Origin of the sequence: Shewanella sp. Sh95, assembly GCF_001308045.1 — a bacterium.
GTDB classification, from domain to species: domain Bacteria; phylum Pseudomonadota; class Gammaproteobacteria; order Enterobacterales; family Shewanellaceae; genus Shewanella; species Shewanella xiamenensis.
On record NZ_LGYY01000014.1, the window covers coordinates 1 to 11,986 of the forward strand.

Annotated in this window: 10 protein-coding genes and 1 rRNA gene; 8 read left to right on the top strand and 3 right to left on the bottom strand. The window is 47.0% G+C overall.

What is annotated here, in order from left to right; translation table 11 throughout:
- The 3 genes from AEA42_RS00705 to AEA42_RS00715 all read right to left on the bottom strand — a co-directional run.
- Positions 1–217 (bottom strand): 16S ribosomal RNA (locus AEA42_RS00705); the annotation flags it as partial.
- Positions 218–953: 736 nt separating this feature from the next.
- Positions 954–1,859, bottom strand: coding sequence for a helix-turn-helix transcriptional regulator (locus tag AEA42_RS00710; protein WP_037423474.1), 906 nt, complete (start codon positions 1,857–1,859; stop codon positions 954–956).
- Positions 1,860–1,897: 38 nt separating this feature from the next.
- Complete coding sequence (locus tag AEA42_RS00715; RefSeq protein WP_055646686.1) at positions 1,898–2,794, bottom strand: formate dehydrogenase accessory sulfurtransferase FdhD; 897 nt, start codon at positions 2,792–2,794, stop codon at positions 1,898–1,900.
- Positions 2,795–3,092: 298 nt separating this feature from the next.
- On the opposite strand from AEA42_RS00715, the gene AEA42_RS00720 reads away from it, so the two are divergent.
- From AEA42_RS00720 to AEA42_RS00755, 8 genes are all read left to right on the top strand, one after another.
- Positions 3,093–3,557, top strand: a complete 465-nt coding sequence (locus AEA42_RS00720; protein WP_055646687.1) for a DUF3305 domain-containing protein — start codon at positions 3,093–3,095, stop codon at positions 3,555–3,557.
- On the top strand, positions 3,557–4,213 hold the full coding sequence (locus AEA42_RS00725; protein WP_055646688.1) for a DUF3306 domain-containing protein: 657 nt from the start codon (positions 3,557–3,559) through the stop codon (positions 4,211–4,213). The genes AEA42_RS00720 and AEA42_RS00725 overlap by 1 nt, the downstream gene beginning before the upstream one ends.
- 171 nt (positions 4,214–4,384) lie before the next feature.
- Positions 4,385–6,061 carry a 4Fe-4S binding protein gene (locus AEA42_RS00730; RefSeq protein WP_139122613.1) on the top strand — a complete coding sequence of 559 codons (1,677 nt, stop codon included), beginning with the start codon at positions 4,385–4,387 and terminating at the stop codon, positions 6,059–6,061.
- A gap of 10 nt (positions 6,062–6,071) precedes the next feature.
- Positions 6,072–6,749, top strand: a complete 678-nt coding sequence (locus AEA42_RS00735; protein WP_055646689.1) for a molecular chaperone TorD family protein — start codon at positions 6,072–6,074, stop codon at positions 6,747–6,749.
- A gap of 166 nt (positions 6,750–6,915) precedes the next feature.
- The gene (locus AEA42_RS00740) at positions 6,916–7,113 is read left to right on the top strand and encodes a twin-arginine translocation signal domain-containing protein (protein ID WP_011074127.1); all 198 of its coding nucleotides are present in this window, start codon (positions 6,916–6,918) and stop codon (positions 7,111–7,113) included.
- A gap of 17 nt (positions 7,114–7,130) precedes the next feature.
- Positions 7,131–9,980 (top strand): molybdopterin-dependent oxidoreductase, encoded by a 2,850-nt coding sequence (locus AEA42_RS00745; protein ID WP_037429190.1) that lies wholly within the window; start codon positions 7,131–7,133, stop codon positions 9,978–9,980.
- A gap of 26 nt (positions 9,981–10,006) precedes the next feature.
- On the top strand, positions 10,007–10,603 hold the full coding sequence (gene fdh3B, locus AEA42_RS00750; RefSeq protein ID WP_011074129.1) for a formate dehydrogenase FDH3 subunit beta: 597 nt from the start codon (positions 10,007–10,009) through the stop codon (positions 10,601–10,603).
- A gap of 49 nt (positions 10,604–10,652) precedes the next feature.
- Positions 10,653–11,681: a formate dehydrogenase subunit gamma gene (locus AEA42_RS00755; protein WP_037423454.1), complete on the top strand. Its 1,029-nt coding sequence runs from the start codon at positions 10,653–10,655 to the stop codon at positions 11,679–11,681.
- The last annotated feature ends 305 nt before the right edge of the window (positions 11,682–11,986 follow it).

An 11,986-nucleotide genomic window follows, 5' to 3' on the forward strand; every position in this document is an offset into this window, starting at 1 on the left:
GAGGCCCGAAGGTCCCCCTCTTTCCCCCGTAGGGCGTATGCGGTATTAGCAGTCGTTTCCAACTGTTATCCCCCTCGACTGGGCAGATCCCTAGGCATTACTCACCCGTCCGCCGCTCGCCACCTCATAAGTAAACTTACTTGTGCTGCCGCTCGACTTGCATGTGTTAGGCCTGCCGCCAGCGTTCAATCTGAGCCATGATCAAACTCTTCAATTAAAAGTTTTTTTGTTTAACTCGCGTTAAACGACTCAATGAATTCTGTCGTTTGTTTCCGCTTTTAAAAAAGCGAAACCAAAACTTTGTACATATTGCTATGAACACTCATTCATTGATTTAATTCTTTGATTACTCGCCAAACGGCAGAGTAATTTCGATTAACTCAACACCTGTGAGTGTCCACACAGATTTCTTGTTTAGATTGTTAAAGAGCGTTTGACCTCATCGCTTGCGTTACCGCTCAGCGGGCCAGGGCTGCGTATTCTACGCATTTCCCTTGTCGCGTCAAGGCGTTTTTGCAAACTTCTTGAGGCTTTCGAATCAACTGCACATTTTGCATTCGATTCGAACTGAAACCGCGCTCGCTTTCGCTGTCTGCCGTGTCAGTGGATGCGCATTATAGGCAGCGAAACTTTTTGTGCAAGCGCTTTTTTCAGGTTTTTATGATTAATTTTCAAATAGATTGTTACACCCAAGCTAGCCACAACCTACACACTTGTTATACCCAGAGTTATCCACAAACGCTGGATTTATGCGTAAAACAAACCTAACAGCGAGCCTTTATTGAGTAAACGAGTGTGTGCTAAAGATAGAAAAAAGAATTAAATGAGGCGGTAAATTTGGAGCTCTACATTATTAAGCAAGATGAAGGCTATTGGTGTCAGCCGCTACTTTATACATATATAAGCTATAAAGTAGCGTGTAGTGATTCACTTATACGTACATATATAGGTACTTAACTTGCACTCCAAAGAAGCTGTCCGCAATCGGTAAGATCATATCCCCCTAAAAGAGCCGCCATTTGCCGAGTATGCCCACTGCTTAACATAGTAAACAGTTGTTGTAGCTGCCTGCGAAAGTAAATACTTTGTGGCATCACAAAGTCGAAGGACTCCCTGATCAGTGGCACAAAGCTTAAACCGCTCTCTAAAGCAACAGACTGGCAACCAAAACCAATATCTGCATCTCCACGTGCAATATAGCCTGCAAGTTCACGCTCACTATAAGCTGTGAGTATGATATTAAGCTGATCTAAACGTGCACCTTGCTTTAATAGCCACTGCTCTAGATGCTGCTGACTGCCAGCGCCGCCTTGGCGACTGACCCAGCGCCAAGGCAAACTGAGAACTTTATCCTCCTCTTGACATCTGTGGTGCATATCGGTACGCATGATCAAGCCTTGCTGACGGGAATAGCCGTGCACCATGATCCATTGTTGGTGGTTTTGATAACCTTTAAGCAATGCTGGATGGCGGATATTTCTATCTTCCATACTCCCCCAGTGCAAGGTACACACATCAGCATAGCCCTTAGCTAATAACTCTAACCCCAAACGAGAGCCTGTTGCACTGTAACTAATAAGCTCACGACTACCAACCTGCGCCATCAAACGCGCCACTAACATTGACAACAGAGGATCATCACTACCAGTAATCAATAGTCTGTCAGTTAACATACCGCTATGGCAGGAGTCCATCACCCAGCGGTCAATCAGCACCTTAGGGAATAACCATTTGCCGGTGATTTTTGTTGCGGGAAGAATTCGGTCATTCGCCATCGCGTAAACCTTTTTCTCATTAAGATCTAAATACTCAGCAACTTGCTTCGCGCTCATGTAAATCAATTCACTGGCGGATGTCATCTTATATCCTTGTCGTCTATCTCTTTTGAGTCCGGTCGCTATTTATCGGAGTTGGTATTCACATCAAATTCGAGATTTTCACTACCGTGGTAGACCAAAAAGTGACGCCCTTTGGCCCGAGCAATAATCGTGATACCAAGTTTTTGGGCAAGCTCCAGACCCATTTGCGTTACACCACTTCGCGACAGCAATACGGGTATCCCCATTTTGGCGACCTTAATCACCATCTCCGAGGTTAACCGTCCTGTGGTATAGAAGATTTTGTTATCGCCCCGATCCTGTGCTAACCACATATCTCCCGCCAAGGTATCCACCGCGTTATGACGGCCAACATCTTCTACAAAAGCAAGGATCTGGTCAGCTTCACAAACACCACAGCCGTGCACTGCACCTGCATTTTTGTAGGTCTCATTATATTCATTGATGTTTTTGAGCAAGCTGTAGAGCGTACTCTGCTTAAGGCTTGGGGTAGGTAGCTGAATACCATCTAAATCCTGCATAAAACTGCCATATACAGTCCCTTGGCCACAGCCGGAAGTAACGGTTTTTTCAGATAACTTTTGTTCGAGATCGGCGGTGTGCTCATGCGTTAATACCGCGGCAGAATTCACATCCCAATCAACAATTACAGACTCTAATTGAGCAACATCCGAGATAAAACCCTGATTTTTAAGATAACCAAGAGCTAATGACTCAGGCTTTGCCCCCAATGTCATCAGGGTCACTATCGGGCGCCAGTTCAGATAAACCGTTAAAGGTCGCTCACAGGCAACATGCTTATCAATAACCACTCCTGACTCATCCACTGCTTTGACGGCAATAGTTAACGGCACTTCAGCTTGAGTTTTTACAAAGGAAAAGCTTCGCTTGGGTAGAGAAGGATGGTCATTGGCGAGCATCTGCTGAGCAATATTAGAACTGTTATCAGAAATCATAATGTTACCGCTTTACGAGTGATGGCATCAGCATAGCAATATTTATACCTAGGTATAAAACTCAGGGCTAAATGCGTGATCCGTCGCAATACGAAACATTCTGGCGCATCAAAATGTCTCAGACAAAATGTCCACTCAGACAAAATGTCTCGCTTTTAACCCTATTTTGATGATCCACTTCAAACTAATTCCCCCTGTTTAATGGCATTAATATTGCAGTGACCTTTTATCACGATAAGCAGGGGAAATAGCGCCGGATGCTAAGGCTTATCTCCCTTACGGTTGAAACGGAGAGACAATGCAACATACTACTAGTGTTTGGCCCATGTACGTTTCACTCAAAAAAGTAGAGAAACAGATGGGTCGTTGGACCTCAGTACAATGGGAAATCGATCATTTACTTCCCGCAACCCACGAAGCCCCCGAAGGAGCGACCTTAGTACTGCTAGAGCTGCACAAAGATGAGCGCGCCAGTTACCGCATCAACCTCGATATGGACAATGCGATGTTGTACTTAGTCTGTGATGAAATGGCAGACGGTACTTGGGTACCCGCGTTACTTTCGGCAGATCAAAATGTTGCTGCGGGCTGTCTTGAAGGCAATACGCCCGTAATCAACACGCTAATGCCTGAAGCGATTGCCTGTTGGATCGAAGCCTTTATCACTCAATATGGTGAAGTTGAAATCGCTGCTTATCGTCGTAAGCATGTCGATCACCGTAAAAATCAAGGTCCAAGCCACGATCCATTGCGGAGGGACTAATGACTGATTCAACCCCAAAGGCAAACGGTTTTTTTAGCCGTTGGAGTCAACGTCGTGAGCAAGTGGCAGCTGAAGAAGCCGCTGTTAAAACGCAAACGACTGCGGAAGAACTTGTTGATAATAAGGCAGAAGAGATCACTCAAGAGCCTACCGCTGCGCAAGAATCACAAGATGCGCTTAGCCAGGCAAATGAAGACCCTCATCGCATCCTCACGGCAGAAGATCTCCCTAATCCTGACGAGATTGAGATTGGTGGCAGTTTCGCTCAGTTTATGGGGGCGAATGTTGACCCAGCAGCAAAAACGGCAGCGCTACGCGCCCTTTGGAAACAACCGCATTTCAATGAGATAGATGGTCTTTTGGAATATGCTCTTGATTACAGCAACCAACCGAAACTAACACGCGAAGTCTCAGCTGAATTAGCCCAGAAAGTATTCCGCTATATCACCAAAGACAGTGAAGAATCAGAGATCGAACCGACCTCAACACCAGACGATGTAGTGATCGGTGAAGAAAATACCATCGAATCAAAAAACAGTGATATCGAAACCGAATTAGCCACCATACCGATTGCGGACAATTTGGATGGGGAGACTGATGACCTACCCCAAAATGCACCAGAGCCATTAGCTCAGATGCAAAAGCCAGTTGTTTAATGTCAGTTTAGCTAATTTTTATGTCTATAACTTTGGTATGTGAATTGCTGTACTAAGAGTACAAAACTTAGATAAAAGCAGAAAAGGCAATGACTTAGTATCAAATCAATGCCTGAATCTGTAACAAAACAGCGATAAAAGAGCAGCCAACGTACTGTTCAGGAACGCAATGTGAGCACTCATTTGACAACCAACCAAACCCAGGCTGCGCTAAAACAAGCGCGGCAAAATGTGTTAGCCCAAACACAGATTTTACAGAATCTGATCCCGCCAACAGTGAGTTACACCACTGAAGGCACAGTGCTAATTATTGGCCCTGAGGATCTCGCACGCCTCGCAGCGGACAAATTGTCCACTATGGCAAGCCGCGTCATTTTAGCGAACGAAGCCATTACCAGCCAAGATGAAGCACACCTTGAGCAGGTGATGGCTGCCGCCACGAATGTCGAAAGTTACTACAACAAACTCATCGGTATTAAAGGATTTTTAGGGCAGTTCCAAGTTAGCGTTGAGCATCAAAACGGTGCAGCGGAATTGAGTGTTGTCGCCATTCGTAAACCGCACTTTGACTTGATACTCGATTTAAGCAGCACACCTTGCTTGAATCTTGAAATGCTACCTCCGGGATATTTCTATGTTGGCCAAGACGACATAAAGCTCGCCGATGCACTAGAGCAACTCCCCGAACTGGTAGGGCAATTTGATAAACCCCGTTACGTCAAAATCAATGCCGACCTGTGCGCCCATGACCGTAATGGCATCAACGGCTGTAACCGTTGCCTCAACTTTTGCCCTGCCGATGCAATTAGCAGTGTCGCCAAGAAAATTGAGGTCGATCCTTACCTCTGCCACGGCGCTGGCAGCTGTGCGAGCGCCTGCCCAACGGGTGCGATTGGTTATGACTTACCGACACCACAGGCATTGCATTCTTACCTGAATAAAATTATCAGTCGTTACCGTGAGCAAGCGCAAACAGCACCCGTGATATTGTTCCACGACAACGCGGTCGGCGCGAGCTTGATAGGGGACGACTTAGCCGGGGATGTGCTCCCTGTCGCCCTCGAAGAAATCACCGTTGCCAGCATTGACCATTGGTTAGCTTCACTGGCTTGGGGCGCACGCCAAGTGTTAATCCTCAATACCGAGGCAACAGCACCCACGCTCACACAAATGTTGAAAGGTGAACTGGCTTTAGCCAACAGCATTTTAGATGAAATGGGTCAACCGCAGCGCTTGAGTCTTATCGACCCAAGCATGCTGGCGAATTTGGAGCCTGTGCTCGACATCAGCCTCGATTGGCCAGTGATTGTGCCCGGCGCTTTTGCGTCCACCAGCAAACGTAACACTCTGTTTGATGCGATTGACCATCTAAACAGCCAAGCGGGTGAAATCAACAGCTGTTTAAGTATCAACAACGTTCCCTACGGCAACGTCAGCGTCAATGTCGAGAAATGTACCCTGTGTATGTCCTGCGTGGCGATTTGCCCCACCATGGCATTACAAGATGGTGGCGACAAACCTGCACTACACTTTATTGAGCAAAACTGTGTGCAATGTGGCTTATGTGAGGCGGCTTGCCCTGAAAAGGTCATCAGCCTGACGCCACAAATTAACTTTGATAAAGCTGCTCGTCAGCAATTACAAACCCTGAAAGAAGAAGCCCCGTTCGAATGTATTCGCTGCGGCTCTCCTTTTGCGACCCAATCTATGGTGCATCGGATGCTGGATATGGTCGGCGCGCACAGTGCATTTTCAGCCAATATTGAACGCTTGAAAATGTGTGGTGATTGCCGGGTAAAAGACATGTTTGAAGACATTCTTCAAGATCCTGAAAAGCAACTGCGATAAGAGATCCGCTATGACCGAATCAGTAAGACAAGTATCAGAAAACGATCAGTTGAGAGCCGATATCTATCAACTGTTTGCCGCCCTTTTGCGTCGCCATCCTAGCCCTGAGCTGCTGCAATTTTTGGCCAACCTTGAAATCGATGCCAATGAAGACAATGAGATGACCAAGGCTTGGTTATCTGTACAACTGGCTGCAAAGCAATTCAGCAGTGAACAATTAGAAGATGAGTATTTTGCACTGTTCCTCGGTGTGGGTTGTGGCGAAATCTTGCCCTATGGCAGTTGGTTTATGACTGGCTCATTAATGGACAAACCCTTAGCACTGCTGCGCCAAGACTTGATGCAACTCGGTTTTGAGCGCGAAGAAAACGTCAAAGAGCCCGAAGATCATGTGGCTGCTCTGTGTGAAGTGATGGGCACATTAATTCTTGAGGCTCCAGGTTATCGTCAACTAGCGTTTTACCAACGCCATATTGGCAGTTGGATTCAGCGCTTCTGCGACAACCTAGGTAAAGCACCTAGTGCCGCCTTTTACGCTACGGTCGCTCAGCTTGCTAAAGCGTTTTTCGAGATGGAAGCCACCGAGTTTGAGCAACTCAGTTTAGACATTCCTGTGAATTGCCCTGGCAGTGCGGAGCTACAACCCGCTGCCAGCGATATCGAAAAACAAGCGGAATTAATGAACTAAACTTTAGGTAATTTGCGAGCAGTATCTTGCTGTCTATCGCGTATAAGTTTGATAGGCAAAGGTGGACTTAACGTTCACCTTTGCCACAAAAAGGAAGCTTAGGCTTCCACAGTAACCGAGGTGGTCGTGGTTTGTATCACCTCATTTAGTAACACAAGGAGACACTATGAAGAAGCAAGCTTCCGACATGGGCCGCCGTCAACTGCTCAAAGCATTAGCACTCGGCAGTGCGGCTGGCGCGGTAGCGACTGTGAGTAGCCAAGCATTGGCTGCGACCCCCACTGTTGCCCCAAGCGAACCTAAGAGTGACAACTATCGCGAAACCGACCATATCCGTAATTACTATGCGTCGTTGAACAACTAACCAGAGGAGTGTGTGTGATGCGATTAACCCGCAAAACAGACCAAGTTGTCGAGCCTAAAGCGCCCGCCCTCGGTCTCAATCGTCGCCAATTTTTAAAATCGGCAGGTCTTGCCACTGGTGGTATTGCTGCAGCGTCAATGCTAGGTACTGGCATGATGCGTAAAGCAGAAGCCAAAGATATCCCCCACAATGCACCGACCGAAGTTAAGCGTACCATTTGCTCTCACTGCGCTGTGGGTTGTGGTATCTATGCTGAAGTACAAAACGGTGTGTGGACAGGCCAAGAACCCGCATTTGACCATCCATTCAACCAAGGCGGTCACTGTGCTAAAGGTGCTGCTCTGCGTGAGCACGGCCATGGCGAAAAACGCCTGAAATACCCAATGAAGTTAGAAGGCGGTAAGTGGAAGAAGATCTCTTGGGATCAAGCCATCAATGAAGTGGGCGATAAGATGATGGCGATTCGTCAAGAATCAGGTCCAGATTCTATCTACTTTATGGGTAGTGCTAAGTTCTCAAATGAACAGGCTTATTTATATCGCAAATTTGCCGCATTGTGGGGCACGAACAACGTCGACCACTCAGCCCGTATTTGTCACTCTACCACAGTAGCCGGTGTTGCAAACACTTGGGGCTACGGTGCGCAAACTAACTCGATTAACGATATTCGCAACTCTAAGTGCATCATGTTTATTGGGGCAAACCCAAGTGAAGCTCATCCAGTTGCAATGCAACATATTTTGATTGGTAAAGAGCGCGGCGCCAAAATTATTGTCGTTGATCCTCGTTTCACCCGTACTGCGGCTAAGTCTGATGAGTACGTGCATATCCGCCCAGGTACCGATATTCCGTTCATTTATGGCCTGTTATGGCACATTTTTGAAAATGGCTGGGAAGATAAAGAATTTATCAAGCATCGTGTTTACGGCATGGAACGTATCCGCGAAGAAGTGAAAAAGTACACCCCAGAAGAAGTTGAAAACGTAGTGGGCGTACCTAAGGCACAAATGTATCGTGTTGCCAAGATGATGGCTGAAACCAAACCCGGCACCATTATTTGGTGTATGGGTGGTACTCAGCACCACGTCGGTAATGCCAATACCCGCTCATACTGCTTATTGCAATTAGCTTTAGGTAACATGGGGGTTCCTGGTGGTGGTACTAACATTTTCCGTGGCCATGATAACGTACAAGGTGCAACTGACTTTGGTTTGTTATTCGATAACTTACCCGGTTATTACGGTTTAACCACTGCAGCATGGAACCACTGGGCCAATGTGTGGGATCTCGATCCTAAATGGGTCGCAAGCCGTTTCGACCAAGGCGAATACTTAGGTCAAACACCACAAACTTCAACCGGTATTCCCTGCTCTCGCTGGCACGATGGCGTACTTGAAGATAAAACCAAAATCGCGCAAAAGGACAATATTCGTTTAGCGTTCTTCTGGGGGCAATCGGTCAACACTGAAACCCGTGGCCGCGAAGTACGTGAAGCACTGAATAAAATGGATACTGTGGTGGTCGTGGACCCATTCCCAACCATGGCAGGCGTGATGCATCAACGTAAGGATGGGGTGTATCTGCTACCCGCTGCGACTCAGTTTGAAACCTACGGCTCAGTGTCAGCCACAAACCGCTCAGTTCAATGGCGTTCGAAGGTGATAGAGCCGCTGTTCGAATCACTGCCAGATCACGTGATCATGTGCAAACTCGCTAAGAAAGTAGGCATAGATAAAGAACTGTTCAAACAAATCAAAGTCAACGGTGATGAGCCATTGATTGAAGATATTACCCGCGAATTTAACAAAGGTATGTGGACAATCGGCTACACAGGACATAGCCCAGAACGCTTAAAAATGCACCAAGAAAACTGGGGTACTTTTAATGCTGACAGCCTAGAAGCACCGGGAGGTCCAGCCAAGGGTGAGACCTATGGCTTACCATGGCCATGTTGGGGCACGCCAGAGATGAAACACCCTGGCACCCAAATTCTGTATAACGAAGCCAAACACGTTAAAGATGGTGGTGGTAACTTCCGTGCCCGCTATGGTGTTGAGCACAATGGCGTCAATATTCTTGCTGAAGGCACTTACTCTAAGGGTAGTGAAATCCAAGATGGTTACCCCGAATTTACCGCCGATATGCTCAAGCAATTGGGTTGGTGGGACGATTTAACCGAAGAAGAGAAAAAACACGCCGAAGGCAAAAACTGGAAGACAGATATTTCTGGTGGCATTCAACGTGTTGCCATTAAACATGGCTGTATTCCCTACGGTAACGCGAAAGCACGTTGTATCGTTTGGACTTTCCCAGATGATATCCCACTGCATCGCGAACCACTCTACACTCCTCGTCGTGACTTAGTCGCTAAGTACCCAACCTACGAAGACCGTATGGTTGCGCGTCTACCGACACTTTATAAGTCGATTCAGGATAAGGACTTTACCCAAGGTTTCCCACTGACACTGACCTCTGGTCGTTTAGTGGAATACGAAGGTGGTGGTGAAGAATCTCGTTCTAACCCTTGGTTAGCCGAGCTACAACAAGAAATGTTTATCGAAATGAACCCGGCAGACGCTGCTGACCGTGGTATTCGTGACGGTGACAATGTCTTCGTTCATAGCCCTGAAGGCGCCAAGATCACAGTGAAGGCAATGGTGACGCCACGGGTTGTACCGGGTGAATGTTTTATGCCGTACCACTTCGCAGGGGTATTTGAAGGCGAAAGCCTAGCGAAAAACTATCCAGAAGGCACTGTGCCTTATGTGATAGGTGAGTCGGCAAACACCATTTTAACTTACGGCTATGACGTTGTGACTCAGATGCAAGAAACGAAGTCCAGCTTGTGCCAGATAAGCAAAGCCTAACCAACTTGATGAGGAGATAAGCCATTATGGCAGTCATGAAATTTTTGTGTGACACCAAACGCTGCATCGAGTGTAACGGCTGCGTCACAGCATGTAAAAACGAAAACGACTCCGCGCTGGAGTGGGGTATTCAACGTCGCCGCGTGGTGACAATTAACGATGGTCAACCAGGTGAAGCATCGATTTCAGTCGCATGTATGCACTGTACCGACGCTCCTTGCATGGCCGTATGTCCGGCAGATTGTTTCTACCGTACTGACGATGGCATTGTGCTGCACAACAAAGATACCTGTATCGGTTGTGGTTACTGCTTCTATGCCTGTCCATTCGGTGCACCGCAATTTCCGAAGAAAACCGCCTTTGGTAGCCGCGGTAAAATGGATAAGTGTACCTTCTGCGCCGGTGGCCCAGAAGAAACCTTCTCCGAAGCCGAGCATAAGAAATACGGTGCCAACCGTATTGCTGAAGGCAAGCTACCTATGTGTGCAGAGCTTTGTGCAACTAAAGCACTGCTCGCGGGTGATGCGGAAGTGGTATCAAACATTTACCGTCAACGTATGGCATCTCGAGGCAATCCTAACGTGATTTGGGGCTACAACCCAAAAACCGGTGAGATTAACTAAGCAGAGTGAAGGTTAGGGAGTGATCCCTAACCTCTGGCAAGGAGTGAAAATGTTAAACAAACAGTTAAACAAATCACTGCGCAGTCTGTTTGCTCTGATGGTACTCGTGATGGGATTGGGACTTGGCTCAGTCATGAGCGCAGGCTCAGTACTGGCAAGTGATCAGCAATCGAGCCAACAGCAGGCGAAAGCGCAAACCAGCGAAGCCGATCTGTGGCGTGCGGTAAAGTCAGGTGAAACTGGCTATACCACGGCCAAAGGGGTCGAAACTGGGGTATTGATTAACGTTGCCGGTAACCAAGGTAAAGAAATAAGGAATCAATATATCACCCCGATTATGGCCTTGGCCGTGACGGGTGTGTTTGGTGCTTTCTTACTGTTTTATCTGGTGAATGGTCCTTCAAAACTCAGCCACGGTTTCTCGGGCAAGATGGTTGTACGTTGGTCAAAGGCAGATTTGTGGATCCATTGGATCATGGCAATTAGCTGTCTTGCACTGATGTTTACTGGCTTAACTATTATGCTCGGTAAGCATGTCGTGCAGGAACTGCTTGGGCCAGATATCTGGGCACCACTGATCTACGGTAGTAAAACTGTACATGACTGGGCTGGCCCCGTCTTTATCATGGCGTGGATTGTCTGCGTAGTGAAATGGATGCCACTTCAAACCTTTAAGATGTACGATCTTAAATGGTTCTTAGTGGTCGGTGGCTATATCAACTTTGGCCCATTCAAAGGTAAACACCCTGACAGTGGTTTTGCCAACGCCGGTGAGAAAATGTGGTTCTGGACACTGACCCTATTCGGGCTGTTTATCAGTGTGTCTGGCATCATGTTGGTATTACCCGGCTTAGACCTACCCCGTGAAGCCTCGATGGGCGCGCTGCTGATCCACTCGATCAGTGCCGTTATCCTGATTGCCTTTACTATTGTGCATATTTGGATGGCAACTGTGCTCAGTGAAGGTGGTATGGAATGCATGAAGTCAGGCTATTGTGACGAAAACTGGGCAATCCAACACCACAATTTATGGTATGACGAAATCAAAGCCAACGGCAGTCTGCGTTATAAAGACTAACGCAAGGGGTTATACTTAACCCGATAAAAACACCTCGCACTGCGGGGTGTTTTTTTATCCAAACCAAACCAACAACTTATTAACAAACATTTTGTTTTGAAGTAGAAATCGGGCAATTTTGTCATCTCAAATAAACCGCCAAAGCATGAGCAAGTTAACGCTTTTGGATTGGCGTATCGGTAGTGTTCATAATTCTGTGTCATTTCAGTAAAATATTCAAAAACAGGAATGACACATGACCCAACCTTTTAACTTCGAACAAGCCCTTAAAGATCTGCAATCAGGTAAAAGCCTCACAGGTAAAG